General features: G+C 76.9%; 2 protein-coding genes. Both read right to left on the bottom strand.

Going from position 1 to position 18,136, the window contains the following annotated elements; translation table 11 throughout:
- Positions 1–27: 27 nt before the first annotated feature.
- Positions 28–14,094, bottom strand: coding sequence for a type I polyketide synthase (locus AB0B02_RS18145; RefSeq protein WP_357301544.1), 14,067 nt, complete (start codon positions 14,092–14,094; stop codon positions 28–30).
- Between the two features lie 47 nt (positions 14,095–14,141).
- A partial coding sequence (locus tag AB0B02_RS18140) for an SDR family NAD(P)-dependent oxidoreductase (protein WP_357301541.1) occupies positions 14,142–18,136 on the bottom strand: 3,995 nt, incomplete at its 5' end.

Genomic DNA, 18,136 nt, shown 5'->3' with positions numbered 1-18,136 from the left:
TGTTGCCCCGAGCCGGCAGTGGTCACGTCAGGACACCCCCAGCTCGCGGTCGATGAAGTCGAAGACCTCGTCCGGGGTGGCGTCCTGGAGCTTGTCGGCGACGCCGTCGCCGTCCGCCGGGGCGTCCACCTCGTTGAGTGAGGCCAGCAGCGTCCGGAGCCGTTCGGTGATCCGCAGCCGCGCGCCCCGGTCGGGGGCGGCGCCGGACAGCGCCGCCTCCAGCCGCTCCAGTTCGCCGAAGACCGGCGCGGCGGCGGCCACTCCCCCGTCCACGACGGCGGCGCGGACGTAGTCGGCGAGCAGCGCGGCGGTCGGGTAGTCGAACACCACCGTGGCGGGCAGCCGGACGCCGGTGGCGGCGGTGAGCCGGTTGCGCAGCTCCACCGCGGTCAGCGAGTCGAAGCCGAGGTCCCGGAACGCCCGGTCGGGTTCGACGGCGGTGTCCGAGGCGTGCCCGAGCACCGCCGCCGCCTGGCCCCGGACGAGGTCGAGCAGCGTCTTGCGGCGTTCCGCCTCGCTCTGCCCGGCGAGCAGGGCGGCGAGCGACTCGGCGGAGGGGCCGGCGTCGTCGGCGCGCTCGGCGGTGGCGCGGAGCGCCTCCGGGATGCCGGTGAGCAGCGGGCTGGGCCGCACCGCGGTGAAGCCGGGCACGTACCGGGCCCAGTCGATGCCGGCGACCACGGTGACCGGTTCACGGCGGGCGAGGCAGCCGGCGAGCGCGGTGAGCGCGAGGTCACTGTCGAGCCGGGCGACACCGCTGCGCCGCCGGCGTTCGGCCACGGCGGGGTCGGCGTCGGCCATGCCGCCGGTGGCCCAGGGTCCCCAGGCGACGGAGGTGGCCGGCAGGCCCCGTCGGTGCCGCTGCTCGGCCAACGCGTCGAGGTAGGCGTTCGCGGCGGCGTAGCTGCCCTGCCCGGCGGCGCCGAGCTGGCCGGGCAGCGCGGAGAAGAGCACGAAGGCGCGCAGGTCCCGATCGGCGGTCAGCTCGTGCAGGTGCAGCGCGCCGAGCACCTTGGGCCGCAGCACGTCGGCGATCCGGTCGGCGGTGAGACCGTCGAGGACCCCGTCGTCGAGGATGCCGGCGGTGTGCACGACGCCGGTCAGCGGCGCGTCGGCGGGCACCTCGTCGAGGAGCTTGGCGAGCGCGGCCCGGTCGGCCACGTCGCAGGCGGCGACCGTGACCCGGGCGCCCCGGTCGGTGAGGTCGCGGACCAGGTCGGCGGCGCCGGGCGCGTCGGCGCCGCGTCGGCTGACCAGCATCAGGTGCGTCGCGCCCCGGTCGGCGAGCCAGCGGGCCACCTGCCCGCCGAGCGCGCCGGTGCCGCCGGTGACCAGCGTGGTGCCGGCGTGGTCGAGTTCCGGGTCGGTGCCGCCGCCGGGCGCCCGGACGAGCCGGCGGACCAGCAGCGTGACGCCGTCGACGGCGAGCTGGTCCTCCCCGTCGGGGCCGGTGAGCGCGGCGCAGAGCAGGTCCCAGCCGTGGTCGTCGAGCGTGGCCGGCACGTCGACCAGGCCACCCCAGCGTTCCGGGTGTTCCAGCGCGACGACCCGGCCGAGGCCCCAGAGCAGGGCCTGTTCGGGCCGGCCGGCGCCACCGTCGCGGGTGGTGCCGGCGGCGCCCCGGGTGACGCACCACAGCGGCGCGGCCACGTCGAGGTCCCCGAGCGCCTGGATCAGCGCCAGCGAGCGGGCCAGGAACGGCGGCACCGGCTCGGTGGCGTCGACCGGGCCGTCGGCGAGCGCGAGCAGGGAGAGCACCCGGTCGGCCGGGTCGGGGCCGGCGGCGGTGAGCCGGGCGGCGACGGCGGCGCGGTCGGTGTCGTCGGCGGGCAGCAGCACCAGCCGGGCGTCCGCGCCGCGCCGGGTCAGTTCGGCCACCGCCGTCTCCGCCTCGGCGGCGCCGGCCTCGTCGGCGACGACCCACCAGACGCCGGTGAGGTAGCCGACCGGAATTCCGCCGTACGGCTGCCAGACGGCGCGGTAGCGCAGGTCGTCGAGCGTGGACCGGTCGCGTTGCCGGCGGCGCCAGTCGGCGAGCAGCGGCAGGGCCGCGCCGAGCCGGTCGAGGGATTCGGCGGCGTCGGCGGCGGTGAGATCGGCGAGCGCCGCGAGGTCCTCGTTGTCGACGGCGGCCCAGAAGGCGGCGTCGACGCCGGTCGGGCTCTCCCCGGCGGCGGGCGCGTCGAGGCTGGCGCGTGGCCAGTAGCGGGCCCGGTCGAACGCGTAGGTGGGCAGCGCGACCGTGTCCGTGCCGGCGAGGACCGTGGTCAGGTCGACGGGCAGGCCGACGCTGTGCGCGGTGGCCAGGTTGGTCAGCAGCCGGGTCGGGTCGTCCTCACCCCGACGCAACGTCGACAACGTGTGCCCGGCCGTGCCGAGGTCGTCCAGGATCGCGGTCACCGGCATGGTCAACACCGGATGCGGCGAGATCTCCACGAACGTCGTGTGACCCGCCCCGACCGCCATGCGCACCGCGGTGTCGAACCGCACGGTCTGCCGCAGGTTGTCGTACCAGTAGTCGGCCGTCATCGTCGCCGGGTCCACCCAGTCCCCGGTCAACGTCGACACCAGACGCGTGTGACCGGGCTGCGGCGTCACGTCCGCCAACTCGGTACGAAGCCGCTGCGCGACCTCCTCCACCGCCGCGGAGTGCGACGCGTAGTCCACCGGGATCAGCCGGGCCCGGATGCCGTCGGCCTGACACGACTCGACCAGATCCGCGACCGCCTGCGGCGGACCCGACACCACCACGGTCGCCGGGCCGTTCACCGCCGCCACCCCGACACCGTCGAAGCCGCCCAGCCGGGCGGTCACCTCGTCGGCGGACAGGTCGACCGACGCCATCGTCCCGGTGCCGCGCAGCGCGGACAGCGCCCGCGACCGCAACGCCACCGTCCGCGCCGCGTCGTCGAGCGACAGGATCCCGGCGACGCACGCGGCGCCGATCTCCCCCTGCGAGTGACCGACCACCGCCTGCGGCACGACCCCCACGTGCCGCCACACCGCGGCCAGGGCGACACCCACCGCCCACAGCACCGGCTGCACCACCTCGACCCGGCCCAACCACGACTCGTCGTCACCGGTCAACACCGACACCAGGTCGACATCGAGGTAGGGAGAGAGAGCCACCTGACACTCGCCCAGCGCCGCGTCGAACGGCGCGCACCGACCGACCAGACCGGAAGCCATCCGCGCCGACTGCGCGCCCTGACCCGGGAACACGAACACCGGACCGGCACCGTGCCCGGCGACCGCGCCGGCCACCAGGTTGCCGGCGTGCGCGCCGGACGCGAGCGCGTCCAGACCGGACAGGAGTTCCTCGGCCGAGGAGCCGAGCACCACGGCCCGCTGGTCGAACGCCGACCGGGTGGTGGCCAACGACCAGGCCACCACGGCGGGGTCGGCCGGGTCGGAGCGCAGGTGCCGGGACAGCCGCTGGGCCTGCCGGGCGAGCCCGTCGCGGGTCCGCGCCGACACCGGCCAGGCGGTGACGGCGGCGTCGAGCAGGCCGGGCCGGACGGCGTCCGGCTCGGTGGACGCCTCGTCGGGCAGTTCGAGGATGACGTGCGCGTTGGTGCCGGAGATGCCGAACGAGGACACCGCCGCCCGACGGCCGGACCCGCTGCCCGGCCAGGGCCGGTTCTCGGTGACCAGCTCCACCGCGCCGGCCGACCAGTCGATGTGCGGCGAGGGCGCGTCCACGTGCAGCGTCATCGGGACCACGCCGGCCCGCATGGCCAGGATCATCTTGATCACGCCGGCGACGCCGGCGGCGGCCTGGGTGTGGCCGATGTTCGACTTCACCGAGCCGAGCAGCAGCGGTTCGACGTCGGCGCGGCCCTGCCCGTACGTGGCGATGAGCGCCTGCGCCTCGATCGGGTCACCCAGCGTGGTGCCGGTGCCGTGCGCCTCCACCACGTCCACGTCGGCCGGGGACAACCGCGCGGCGGCCAGCGCCGCCCGGATCACCCGCTGCTGCGACGGGCCGTTCGGGGCGGTCAGCCCGTTGGACGCGCCGTCCTGGTTGACCGCGCTGCCGCGCAGCACGGCGAGCACCGGATGCCCGTTGCGGCGGGCGTCGGAGAGCCGTTCGACCAGGAGCATCCCCACGCCCTCCCCCCATCCGGTTCCGTCGGCGGCGGCGGCGAACGCCTTGCACCGCCCGTCGGCGGCGAGGCCGCGCTGGCGGGAGAACTCGACGAACAGCCCCGGGGTCGACATGACGGTCACGCCACCGGCGAGCGCCAGGTCGCACTCGCCGCGTTGCAGCGCGGCCGCCGCCAGGTGCAGCGCGACCAGCGACGACGAACACGCCGTGTCCACCGAGACCGCAGGTCCTTCCAACCCCAACACGTACGCCACCCGCCCCGAGACCACGCTCGCCGCGTTCCCGGTGCTCGCGAACCCTTCGACCTCGTCCGCGGACACCATCAACAGGGCCCCATAGTCCTGTCCGTTCGTGCCGACGAACACCCCTGTTCGTGAACCCCGCAAGCCACCCGGGTCAACCCCTGCCCGCTCGATGGCCTCCCACGACGTCTCCAGCAGCAGGCGCTGCTGCGGGTCCATGGCCACGGCCTCACGCGGTGAGATGCCGAAGAACCCGGCGTCGAAGTCGGCCACGTCGTAGAGGAACGCGCCGGTGCGGACGTAGGAGGTGCCGGCGGAGTAGGGGTCGGGGTCGTAGAGCCGGTCGACGTCCCAGCCCCGGTCGCCGGGCAGGTCCGACACCGCGTCCCGGCCGGCGTGCAGCAACTGCCAGAACCGCTCCGGGTCGGTCACCCCGCCCGGGAACCGGCAGGACATGGCGACCACCGCGATCGGCTCGTCGTCGGCCAGCGGCGCGGGGCCGGCGACCGCCTCGGTCTCGGCGCCGCCGCCCAGCTCCTCGTCGAGGTGGCGGGCCAGCACGGTGGCGGTCGGGTAGTCGAAGACCAGCGTGACCGGCAGCCGCAGCCCGGTGGCGGTGCCGAGCCGGTTGCGCAGCTCGACCGCGGTGACCGAGTCGAAGCCGAGGTCCCGGAACGCGTGGTGCGGGTCGACGGCCTGGCCGCCGTCGTACTTCAGGACCGTGGCCGCCTGGTCGCGGACCAGGTCGAGCAGCGCCTGCCGGCGCTGCGCGGACGCCATCCGGGCGAACGCGCCGACCGGCTCGACCTCGGTGGTCTCCTCCGGTTCCCGTTCGGCGGCGAGCCGCCGCACCTCGGGGATCTCGGCGATCAGCGGGGCCGGGCGGGTGGCGGTGAGCGCGACCCGGAACCGGTCCCAGGCGATGTTGGAGATGGTCAGGAACGTCTCGTCGTGGGCGAGGGCCTGGTGCAGCGCGGCGATCGCGAGCCGGGGCGGCATCTCGGGCGCGCCGTGCCGGTGCAGCATCCGGCCGAACTCGCCGTCGGCCATGCCACCGCCGCCCCAGGCGCCCCAGGCGATCGAGGTGGCCGGCAGGCCGAGGTCGCGGCGGTGTTCGGCGAGCGCGTTGAGGTAGGCGTTGCCGGGGGCGTAGTTGCCGACGCCGGAGCTGCCCACGGTGCCGGCCATCGCGGAGAACAGCACGAACGCGTCGAGGTCGAGGTCGCGGGTCAGCTCGTGCAGGTTGACCGCGGCGGTGACCTTGGCGGCGAGCGCGTGGTCGAGCTGGTCGAGGGTGAGGGCGCCGATCACCGCGTCGTCGAGCACGGCGGCGGTGTGCACGACGATGCGGAGGGGATGTTCGGCGGGCACGTCGGCCAGCACGGCGGCGAGCGCGTCCCGGTCGGCGGCGTCGCAGGCCGCGACCGTGACCCGGGCGCCCGACGCGGTCAGCTCGGCCTCCAGCTCGGCGACGCCGTCGCCGGACCGGCCGCGTCGGCTCAGCAGCACCAGGTGGTCGACGCCGTTGGCGGCGAGCCAGCGGGCCACGTGCCCGCCGAGCGCGCCGGTGCCGCCGGTGACCAGCGCAGTGCCGGTGGGTCGCCAGTCGCGCGGGGCGGGGGTGTCGCCGAGCGGGGCGCGCCGCAGCCGCCGCCCGTACGCGCCGGTGGGGCGCAGCGCGACCTGGTCCTCCCCGTCGGCGCCGGCGAGGACGCGGGCGAGCCGGACGGCGGCGCGGTCGTCCGGGGTGTCGGGCAGGTCGACCAGGCCGCCCCAGCGGTCCGGGTGTTCCAGCGCGGCGATCCGCCCGAAGCCCCAGGCGAGCTGCTGCGTCGGGTGGGTCAGCGGGTCGCCGGGGCCGGTGGCGACCGCGCCCCGGGTGAGCGTCCACAGCGGCGCGCGGACGCCGGCGTCGCCGAGTGCCTGGGTGAGCGTGACGGTGCCGGCGAACCCGGCCGGCACGTGCGGGTGGCCGGGCAGCGGCGTCTCGTCGAGCGCCAGGAGCGAGACCACGCCGGCGGGCGGCGTGTCCCGGTGCGTGTCGCGCAGCCGGTCGGTGAGCGCGTCCCGGTCGGGCGTACCGGTCAGCGCGATCTCGACGACGGTGGCGCCGTGCCGACGCAACGCGTCCGCCACGAAGCCGACCGCGGCGTCGGCGGGGGCATCCGCGTCGGCCCCGGCGGCGCTGACCAGCCACCAGGCGCCGGTGAGGGTCGGCGCGGCCGAGCCGTCGGGGGCGACCGGAAGCCAACTGTCGCGGTAGCGCCACGAGTCGATGGTGGCCTGGTCGCGGTGGCGACGACGCCAGGCGGCGAGCGCGGGCAGCAGCGCGGTGAGGGCGTCCTCGGACACCTCGGCGACGTCGGCCAGCTCGGCGCCGACCGCGGCCGGGTCCTCGGCCTCGACGGCCGCCCAGAACCGGGCGTCGACCTCGTCCACCTCGACCGTGCCGGCCGTGGTCCCGGCGGTCGCGGCGGCGGCCGGGCGCGGCCAGTAGAGCTGCCGCTGGAACGGGTACGTGGGCAGGTCGAGCCGGCGGGTGGACCGGCCGGCGAACGCGGGCCGCCAGTCGACGGCGGCGCCACCGGCGTACACCTCGGCGACCGCGCGGTGGAAGCGGGCCAGGCCGCCCTCGTCGCGGCGCAGCGTGCCGGTCACGGTGACCGCGGCCGGGTCGGCGGCGGCCGACTCGACGCTCTCCTGCATCGCCATGGTGAGCACCGGGTGCGCGCTGACCTCGACGAACGTCTGGTGGCCGGTGGCGGCGAGGTCGCGGACGGCGGCGTCGAAGCCGACCGTCTGCCGCAGGTTGCGGTACCAGTAGTCGGCGTCCAGGCCGGCGGTGTCGATCCACTCGCCGGTCACGGTGGACCGGAACCGGATCTCCCCGGTGCGCGGGCGCAGGCCGGCGAGCAGCTCACGCAGCCGCTCGCGCAGCGGTTCGACGTGCGCGGAGTGCGACGCGTAGTCCACCGGCACCCGGCGCACCCGCACGTCCCGCCCCTGGTAGTGGGCGACCAGTTCGTCGAGCGCGGCGGAGTCGCCGGAGACCACCACGGCGGTCGGGCCGTTGATCGCGGCGAGCGAGACCCGGCCGTCCCAGCGGCTGATCGTGGCGGTGACCTCGTCGGCGGTGGTGGCGACCGAGACCATGCCGCCGTCACCGGCGATGCCGGCGATGATCCGGCTGCGCAGCGCCACCACGGCGGCGGCGTCGTCCAGGCTGAGCCCACCGGCGACGTACGCGGCGGCGATCTCGCCCTGGGAGTGGCCGACCACGGCCGACGGGTGGACGCCGTAGGAGCGCCACAGCGCGGCGAGGGACACGCCGACCGCGAACAGCGCCGGCTGCACCACGTCCACCCGCTCCAGCGACGGCGCGCCGGGCACGCCGCGCACCACGTCGGTCAGTGACCAGTCGACGTGCGGGCGCAGCGCCGCCGCGCAGGCGGCGAACGTCTCGGCGAACACCGGGGCGGTGTCGAGCAGCTCGGCGGCCATGCCGGTCCACTGCGAACCCTGGCCGGGGAAGACGAAGACCACGTCGCCCGGCGTACCGGGGGCGCGGGTGACGGTGTCCGGCGCGGGACGGCCGTCGGCGAGCGCGCCCAGCGCGGCGGTCAGGCCGTCGCGGTCGGCGGCGAGCACCACCGCGCGGTGCTCGTGGGCGCTGCGGGTGGTGGCCAGCGACCAGGCCAGGTCGGGCAGCGCCGCGTCCGGCACGGCGTCGAGGTGCGCCCGCAGGTCGCGGGCGCGGGCGGCGAGCGCGGCGGCGCTCCGCCCGGACAGCGCCCAGGGCAGCTCCCCGGCCGGCGCGGCGTCGTCGTCCGGCGCGGTCTCCTCCGGCGGCGCCTGCTCCAGGATGGTGTGCACGTTGGTGCCGCTGATGCCGAACGAGGAGACGCCGGCCCGGCGGGGCCGGTCGCCGGCCGGCCAGGGGCGGGCCTCGGTGAGCAGCGCGACCGTGCCGGCGGACCAGTCGACGTGCGGGGTGGGCTCGTCCACGTGCAGGGTGGGCGGCAGCACGCCGTGCCGCAGCGCCAGCACCATCTTGATCACGCCGGCCACGCCGGCGGCGGCCTGGGTGTGACCCAGGTTCGACTTGACCGAGCCGAGCCAGAGCGGCCGGTCGGCGTCGCGGGCCTGCCCGTAGGTGGCGATCAGCGCCTGCGCCTCGATCGGGTCGCCGAGCGTGGTGCCGGTGCCGTGCGCCTCGACGGCGTCGACCTGGTCGGGGGCGAGCCCGGCGTTCGCCAGGGCCTGCCGGATGACCCGCTGCTGGGCCGGCCCGTTGGGGGCGGTGAGCCCGTTGGACGCGCCGTCGGAGTTGACCGCGCTGCCGCGTACCACGGCCAGGACCGGGTTGCCGTCGCGGCGGGCGTCGGAGAGCCGCTGGAGCACCAGCAGGCCGACGCCCTCACCCCAGCCGGTGCCGTCGGCGGCGCCGGCGAACGGCTTGCAGCGGCCGTCGGCGGCCAGGCCGCGCTGCCGGGAGAAACCGACGAAGATGCCGGGCGTGGCCATCACCGTGGCGCCGCCGGCGAGCGCGAGGTCGCACTCCCCCGCCTGCAACGCCTGCGCGGCGAGGTGCAGCGCGACAAGCGACGCCGAGCAGGCGGTGTCGACCGTGACGGCCGGGCCGTGCAACCCGAAGGTGTACGCGAGCCGGCCGGAGATGACGCTGGCGGAGACGCCGGTGGCGAGGTAGTTCTCGTCGCCGTCCCCGGAGGCCAGCAGCAGCGAGCCGTAGTCCTGCCCGTTGGTGCCGACGTAGACGCCGGTGCGGCTGCCGCGCAGCGCGGCCGGGTCGAGCCGGGCCCGTTCGAACGCCTCCCAGCTCGCCTCCAGCAGCAGCCGCTGCTGCGGGTCCATGGCCAGCGCCTCACGGGGGCTGATGCCGAAGAACGCCGGGTCGAACTCGCCCGCGGAGTCGACGAAGCCGCCCTCCCGCACGTAGCTGGTGCCGAGGTGCTCGGGGTCGGGGTGGTACAGCTCGGCGACGTTCCAGCCGCGTTCCTCGGGCATCGGCGACAGCGCGTCGGTGCCGCCGGCGACCAGGTCCCAGAGCTGCTCGGGGCTGGCCACACCGCCGGGGAAGCGGCAGCTCATCGCCACGATGGCGACGGGTTCGCGGTGCCTGTCGACGTCGGCGGCGACGACCGCGCCGCCGGTGTGGTCGTCGGTCCGGCCGTGCAGGTGCGCGGCGAGTTCGGCGACCGTGGGGTGGTCGAAGACCAGCGTGGCGGGCAGCGTCATGCCGGTCTCGGCGGCGAGCCGGTTGCGCAGCTCGACCGCGGTGAGCGAGTCGAAGCCCAGGTCGCGGAACGTGCGGTCGGGCAGCGGCCGGCCGGCCGGGTGGCCGAGCACCAGCGCGGCCTGGGTGCGGACCAGTTCGGTGAGCTGCGGCAGGGACCGGCCGACCACCACCGCCGGGGCGACCACGGCGGGTCCGGTGGGCACGCCGGGCAGGCCGGCGAGCAGCGGCGCGGGCCGGCCGCGTACGGCGGCGAGGCGTCCCCAGTCGACGTCGGCGACGGTGACGGCCGGCGCGGCGGCGCCGACGATCCGGCCCAGCGCGGCGGCGGCCGGCTCGGCCGGCAGCGGGTTGACGCCGCCCCGGGTCAGCCGCGCGGTCAGCTCGGCGCTGGCGGCGGCCATGCCGTCGGCGGACCAGGCGCCCCAGGCGATCGCGGTGGCCGGCAGCCCCCGGTCGCGGCGCCAGGCGGCGAACGCGTCCAGGAAGGCGTTGGCCGCCGCGTAGTTGCCCTGCCCGGCGCTGCCGATCACGCCGGCCAGCGAGGAGAACATCACGAACGCGTCGAGCCGGCGGTCGGCGGTGGCGTCGTGCAGCACCCGGGCGGCGCGGACCTTGCCGTCCAGCACGGCAGCCAGGCGGGTCAGGTCGAGGCCGTCGAGGATGCCGTCGTCGACGACGCCGGCGGTGTGCACCACGGCGGTCAGCGCCGGCAGGTCGGCGACCAGCGCGGTGACGGCGGCGGGGTCGGTGACGTCGCAGCGCACCACCCGGGCGCCGGGCAGCTCGGCGGCCAGGTCGGCGGCGCCGGGCGCGTCGGGGCCGCGCCGGGACGCGAGCACCACCTCGGTCGCGCCGGCGGCGAGCAGCCAGCGGGTGACCTGCCGGCCGAGCGCGCCGGTGCCGCCGGTGACCAGCACCGTGCCGGTCGGCCGCCAGCCGGGGCCGGCGGGAACGGCGGCGGGGACGAGCCGGCGGCCGAACGTGCCGTGCGGCCGGACGGCCACCTCGTCGTGGCCGCCGTCGGCGAGCACCGCGCGCAGCGCGTCGGCGTCGACCCGCTCGGGCGTGGCGTCGGCGGGCAGGTCGACGAGCCCGCCCCAGCGGTCGGGTTGTTCCAGCGCGACCGTCCGGCCGAGGCCCCAGGCAGCCGCCGCGTACGGGTCGACGAGCGGTTCGCCGCCGCCCACCGAGACCGCGCCCCGGGTGACGCACCAGAGCCGGCCGGCCCGGCCGGTGTCGGCGAGCGCCTGCACCAGCGTGAGCAGCAGCGCGGTCCCGGCCGGCACGGCGGGCGCGTCGGGTCGCGGCGCGTCCGGGCCGGGCAGCACGCAGAGCACGCCCCGCCAGCCCGCCTCGTCGTGGCCGCGCAGCAGGTCGGCCAGGTCACCACGGTCGGTGTCGGCGGGCACGGCGAGCACGTCGACGTCGGCGCCGGCCACCGCGAGCGGGGCGGCCCAGGGCGCCGGATCGTCGACGGCGACGACCAGCCAGCGGCCGGTCAGCGTCGGGGCGGGCGCGGGACGGACCGCCTCCCACTCGACCCGGTACGACCAGCCGTCGAGCACCGCGTCGCGCTGCCGGGCGCGCCGCCACGACGACAGCACCGGCACGGCCGGGCCGAGCGCGGCCACCGCGTCCGGGTCGTCCTGGACGGCCAGTTCGGACGCCACGGCCGGCAGGTCGCCGCGTTCCACGGCGGCCCAGAAGTCGCCGTCGGCGGCGTCCGGGCGGGGCTCCGGCCGGATCGTGCCGTCACCGGCCCAGTAGCGCTCGCGCTGGAACGCGTACGTGGGCAGGTCGACCCGGCGGGCGCCGGTGCCGGCGAACCAGCCGGCCCAGGTGACCGGGTGGCCGTGCACGTGCAGCTCGGCAAGCGCGGCCAGCAGCGCCTCGACCTCGGGGCGGTCGCCGCGTTGCGCGGCGACAGCACGGACCGGCTCGCCGGGCAGGATGTCGGCGGTCAGCGGGGTGAGCACGGCGCGGGGGCCGAGTTCCAGGAACGTGTCGGCGCCGGCGGCGCGCAGCGCGTGCACGCCGTCGGCGTGGCGGACCGCCTCCCGGACGTGCCGCACCCAGTAGTCGGCGGTGCGGATCTCGTCCGGGTCGGCCAGCTCGCCTGTCACGTTGGACACCACCGGCAGCGTCGGTGCGGCGAACGTCAACCGCTCCAGCACCGCCCGGAAACGCGCCAGCACCGGCTCCATCAGCGGGCTGTGGAACGCGTGGCTGACGGTCAGCCGGCGGGTGCGGACGCCCCGGTCCCGCCAGAGCTGCTCCAGCCGGTCCACGGCGTCCGCCGTGCCGGACAGCACCACGGCGGCCGGGCCGTTGACGGCGGCGACGTCGACCGGCTCGTCCGGGTCGGTCAGCGTGGCGCGGACGTCGGCCTCGGGCGCGGCCACGGCGAGCATCGCGCCGCCGGCCGGCAGCGCCTGCATGAGCCGGCCCCGCGCGGCGACCAGCGCGGCGGCGTGCTCCAGCGTCAGCACGCCGGCCACGTGCGCGGCGGTGACCTCGCCGATGGAGTGGCCGCCGACCAGGTCGGGCGTCAGTCCGAACGACTCGACGAGGCGGAACAGCGCCACCTCGACCGCGAACAGGCCGGCCTGGGTGAACTGGGTCTGGTCCAGCAGGTCGCCGTCGTCGAACAGCACTTCCTTCAACGGCCGGGGCAGCGCCCGGTCCAGGTAGGAGCACACCTCGTCGAGCGCGGCGGCGAACACCGGGAACTGCGCGTACAGCTCGCGGCCCATGCCGGCGCGCTGCGCGCCCTGCCCGGAGAAGAGCACCGCGAGCTGGCCGCGGGGCGTGCCGGCACCGGTGTGCACGGTGCCGGCCGGCTCACCGGCGGCGAGCGCGCGCAGCGCGGCGAGCAGGTCGTCCGGGCCGGCGGCGACGACCACGGCCCGGTGGTCGAGCACGGACCGGGACACCACCGAGGCGTACGCGACGTCGAGCGGGCGCGTGTCGGGTGCGGCGGCGAGCCAGGCCGCCCAGCGGCCGGCCTGGGCGGCGAGCGCGTCGGCGGAACGGGCGGAGAGCAGCACCGGCACCACCGGCCGGGCGGTCGGGGCCGGGGCCGGCTCGTCCTCGGCCGGTTCCGGCTCGGGCGCCTGCTCGATGATGGTGTGCGCGTTGGTGCCAGACACGCCGAACGAGGACACCGCGGCGCGGCGCGGCCGGTCGGTGGCCGGCCACGGCGTCGCCTCGGTGGCGAGCGTGACCGCGCCGGCGGTCCAGTCGATGTGCGGCGAGGGCGCGTCGACGTGCAGCGTGGGCGGGACGACGCCGTGCCGGACGGCCAGCACCATCTTGATCACGCCGGCCACCCCGGCGGCGGCCTGGGTGTGGCCCAGGTTCGACTTCACGGAGCCGAGCAGCAGCGGCGTCTCCCGCTCCTGCCCGTACGTGGCGAGCAGCGCCTGCGCCTCGATCGGGTCGCCGAGCGTGGTGCCGGTGCCGTGCGCCTCCACCACGTCGACCTGCTCGGGGGTGAGCCGGGCGTTGGCCAGCGCCTGCCGGATCACCCGCACCTGGGACGGGCCGTGCGGGGCGCTCAGCCCGTTGGACGCGCCGTCCTGGTTGACCGCGCTGCCCCGGATCACCGCGAGCACCGGGTAGCCGTGCTTCTGCGCGTCGGAGAGGCGGGCCAGCAGCAGCATGCCGACGCCCTCGGACCAGCCGGTGCCGTCGGCGGCGGCGGCGAACGGCTTGCACCGGCCGTCGGCGGCCAGGCCGCGCTGGCGGCTGAAGCCGACGAACACCGCCGGGGTGGGCATCACGGTGACGCCGCCGGCCAGCGCCAGTTCGCAGTCGCCGTTACGCAGCGCCTGCACGGCCAGGTGGATCGCCACCGACGACGAGGAGCAGGCGGTGTCGATGGTGACCGCCGGCCCTTCCAGGCCGAGCGTGTACGCGATCCGGCCGGAGACGATGCTCGTCGAGTTGCCGGTGAGCGAGTGGCCCTCGGCGTCCTGCCCGGCCTGGGCGAGGATCGCGTCGTAGCCGTGCGCGGCGGCACCGACGAACACGCCGGTGCGGCTGCCCCGCACGGCCGGCAGCGGCAGCCCGGCGCGTTCGAACGCCTCCCAGCTCGCCTCCAGCAGCAGCCGCTGCTGCGGGTCCATGGCGACCGCCTCGCGGGGGCTGATGCCGAACAGGTCGGCGTCGAAGTCCCCGGCGTCGTAGACGAAGCCGCCCTCCCGCACGTAGCTAGTGCCCGGGTGGTCCGGGTCGCTGTGGAACAGCCGGTCGAGGTCCCAGCCCCGGTCGGCGGGGAACGGGCCGATCCCGTCGCGGCCGTCGCGGACCAGCTCCCAGAGCTGCTCGGGCGAGCCGACGCCGCCCGGGTAGCGGCAGGTCATCGCCACCACCGCGACCGGCTCGGTGTCGCGGGCCTCCAACGCCCGCAGCCGCCGCCGGGTGCGCCGCAGCTCCGAGGTCGTACGCTTCAGGTACTCGACGTACTTCTCGTCCTCGCTGTTCACCGTGGTCCTACCCTCACTCGGCGTACCGATGTCGTCGCGGCCGGCGGTCAAGACGTCTCCAGCTCGCGGTCGATCAGGTCGAAGATGTTCTCGGTGGTGGCCGACTCCAGGTCGCCGTCGTCGGCGGTCGTCTCCCGCGCGGTCAGCCGGTCCAGCAGACTGTGCAGCCGCTCGGTGATGCCGCGGAACGCCTCGTCGTCCGGGTCGAGCCCGGCCAGCGCCGCCTCGAGCCGGTCGAGGTCCCGGCCGACGCCGCCGGAGGCGTCGGTCGCGCCGTCGGGCACGGCGATCCGCGTGGCGAGGTGGGCGGCGAGCGCGGCCGGCGTGGGGTTGTCGAAGACCAGCGTGGCCGGCAGTCGCAGCCCGGTGGCCGCGCCGAGCCGGTTGCGCAGCTCGACCGCGGTGAGCGAGTCGAAACCGAGTTCCCGGAACGCGCGGTCCGGCTCCACCCCGGCCGGGTCGCCGACGCCGAGCACCACGGCGACGTGCGCCAGCACCAGGTCGCGCAGCGCCCGTTCGCGTTTCTCGCCGGACAGGCCGCGCAGCGTCTCCGCGTACGCCGGGCCGCCGGCCGCCTCGGTGACCGTGCCGCGGCGCGTGCCGGCGCGGACCAGCGCGGTGAGCAACGGATGGACCGGGCCGCCGGTGCCCTGCGTGCTGATCTTCGCGGGCATCAGCGTGGGTCGTTCGGAACGCCAGGTGGCGTCGAACAGGGCCAGCGCCTCGTGGTCGGTGAGCGCCACCAGGCCGCTGCGTTCCAGCCGCCGCCGGTCGACCGCGCCGAGGTGGCCGGTGATCCCGCTGGCGGTGGCCCACAGGCCCCAGACCAGGGAGACCGCCGGCAGGCCGGACGCGCGCCGGTGTTCGGCGAGGGCGTCGAGGAACGCGTTGCCGGCCGCGTAGTTGCCCTGGCCCGGCCCGCCCATCAGGCCGGCGGCGGCGGAGTAGAGCACGAACGCGGTCAGCTCGTGGTCGCGGGTGGCGCGGTGCAGGTTCCAGGCCGCGTCGACCTTGGGGCGCAGCACCGCGGCGAGCCGCTCCGGGGTGAGCTTCTCGACGGTGGCGTCGTCGACGACGCCGGCGGTGTGCACCACGGCGCGCAGCGGGTGCCGCTTGTCCACCAGGGACAGCACGTCGGCGACCGCCTCCGGGTCGGCCAGGTCGGCGGCGACGAGCTGCACCTCCGCGCCGCCGGCCTTGAGGTCGGCGAGCAGCTCGTCGGCGCCCTCGGCGTCCGGGCCGCGCCGGCTGACCAGCAGCAGGTGCCGGGCACCGTGTGCGGCGACCAGGTGCCGGCAGAGCAGCGCGCCGAGCGTGCCGGTGGCGCCGGAGACCAGGACGGTGCCGTCGAGCCGGGGCGTCGGCGGGATGGTCAGCGTGAGCTTGCCGACGTGCCGGGCCTGGCTGAGGAAGCGGAACGCCTCGGGCGCGCGCCGGACGTCCCAGGTGCGGCGCGGCAGCGGGCGCAGCGTGCCGGCGGCGAACAGCGCCATCAGCTCCGCCAGCATCCGCCCGACCGTGGCCGGGCCGGCCGCCATCAGGTCGAAACCCTGGTAGCTGACGCCGGGGTGGTCGGCGGCGACCCGGGCCGGATCACGCGGGTCGGTCTTGCCCATCTCGACGAACCGGCCGCCGCTGTCGAGCATCCGCAGCGACGCGTCCACGTACGCGCCGGCGAGCGAGTTGAGCACCACGTCGACGCCCCGCCCGGCGCGGCGGGCCCGGAACTCGTCGACGAAGTCCAGGGAGCGGGAGGAGGCGATGTGCGCGTCGTCGAGGCCGGTGGCGCGCAGCACCGGCCACTTGCCGGGGCTGGCCGTGCCGTAGACCTCGGCGCCGAGGTGCCGGGCGATCTGCACGGCGGCCATGCCGACGCCACCGGTGGCGGCGTGCACCAGCACCGACTCGCCGGCGGTGAGCCGGCCCAGCTCGACCAGCCCGTACCAGGCGGTCAGGAAGACCACCGGCACGCCGGCCGCCTCCGCGTACGACCAGCCGTCCGGGATGCGGGTGACCATGCGGTGGTCGGTGACCGCGACGGTGGCGAACGAGCCGGCGAAGATGCCCATCACCCGGTCGCCGGGTTTCAGGTCGGTGACGCCGGGGCCGACCTCGCGGACCACGCCGGCGCCCTCGCTGCCGAGCACCTCCTGGCCGGGGACCATGCCGAGCGCCAGCACCACGTCCCGGAAGTTGAGGCCGGAGGCGCGCATCTCGACCGCGACGTGCCCGGCCGGCACCGCGCCGGCCTCGACCGGCACCGGCAGCAGCGCCAGGTTCTCCAGCGTGCCCTTCTCGGTGACGTCGAGCCGCCACGGCTGCCGGTCACCGGGTGGCGTCAGCACGCCGGTGTCCCGGGCCCGGACCAGTCGGGGCGTCCACGCGGCGCCGTCGCGGAGCGCGAGCTGCGGTTCGCCGGACGCGAGCGCGGCGGGCACCGCGTCGAGCGTGGCGGCGGCGTCGTCCAGGTCGAGCAGCGTGAACCGGCCGGGGTGTTCGGACTGGGCGGAGCGGACCAGCCCCCACACCGCGGCGCGGGCCGGGTCGCGAGGGGCCTCGCCGGGCGCGGCGGCGACCGCGCCCCGGGTGGCGAGCACCAGGCGGGCGGCCTCCAGGCGGGGTTCGGTCAGCCACCGGTGCACCAGCGCGAGCGTGTCGCGGGCGGCGCGGTGGGCGTCCGCGTCCACCCGCTCCGGGTCCGGGCCGGGGCCGCCGCGCAGGTCGACCACGATCTCCGGTACGTCGTCGTCGCCGTCCACGGCGGCGAGCAGCGCGTCCAGGTCGGGGTGGACGGTCACCCGGTGCCCGGCTCCGGCCAGCGTGGCGGCCAGCCCGGCGGGGTCGCCGCCGGGCGGGTCGGCGAGGCCGGCGCCGGCCGGGTCGGTGCGGTCGCCGGTGAGCAGCGCCCAGCGGGTCGGGGCCGGGGTGTCGGTGGCCGGCAGCAGCGTCCAGTCCAGGTGGAACACGGCGGTGCGGCGCAGCGCGGCGGTGCCGTCGTCCTGGCCGGCGGCGACCGGGCGGAACGTCAGCGACTCGACGGCGGCGACCGGTCGGCCGGCCGGGTCGGCGAGCGCGACGGCGACCGTGTCCGGGCCGAGCGAGCGGATCGTCACCCGCAGCCGGGTGGCGCCGTGGGCGTGCAGCGTGACCGCGCGGAGCGTGAACGGCAGCCAGCCGCTGCCGGCCTCGGCGGGCGTGCCGAGCAGCGCGGTGGGGCCGGTGGCGTGCAGGGCCGCGTCGAACAGCGCCGGGTGCAGGCCGAACCGGGACGCGTCGGCGGCCTGCGCCTCGGGCAGCGCCACCTCGGCGTACACCTCGTCGCCGTGGCGCCAGACGCGGTGCAGGCAGCGGAACGCGGGCCCGTAGGTGAGGCCGGCCTCGGCGGTGCGGGCGTACCAGGCGTCCAGGTCCGCGTCGACCTCGACGGCGCCGGCCGGCGGCCACTCCCCCGGCCCGGGTTCCGGTTCGGCAAGCTGCGGCAGCAGCAGACCCTCGGCGTGCCGGGTCCAGTCGGCGTCGCCGTCGTCGGCGGGCCGGGAGTGCAGCGTGACGGCCCGTTCGCCGGCGTCGCCGGGCGCGCCGACGCGTACCTGCACCTGGACGGCGCCGGTGGCGGGCAGCACGAGCGGGCTGATCAGCGTGAGGTCACCGACCTGACCGGCGTCCACCTCGTCGCCGGCCCGGATCACCATGTCGGCGAGCGCGGTGCCGGGGACGACGACGGTCCGGCCGACGACGTGGTCGGCGAGCCACGGGTGGGTACGCGTGGACAGCCGCCCGGTGAGCACCACGGTCCGGTCGTCGGCGACCGGCAGCGCGGCGCTGAGCAGCGGGTGCCCGGCGTCCTGGAGGCCGGCGGAGGCGACGTCGTGGGTGGGTCGGGCGGTGGTGGTGAGCCAGTACCGCTTCCGGTCGAACGGGTAGGTGGGCAGGTCGACGGTGGTCGTGGGGGTGAGGACGCGGGTCAGGTCGACGGGCAGGCCGAGGGTGTGCGCGACCGCGAGGCTGGTCAGCAGCCGGGTCGGATCGTCGTCACCGCGGC

The sequence above is a fragment of the Micromonospora sp. NPDC049240 genome (genome assembly GCF_040647835.1).
Classification (GTDB): domain Bacteria; phylum Actinomycetota; class Actinomycetes; order Mycobacteriales; family Micromonosporaceae; genus Micromonospora.
The sequence above is the reverse complement of the archived record's forward strand: the minus strand, read 5'-3'. Positions and strand labels throughout refer to the sequence as shown.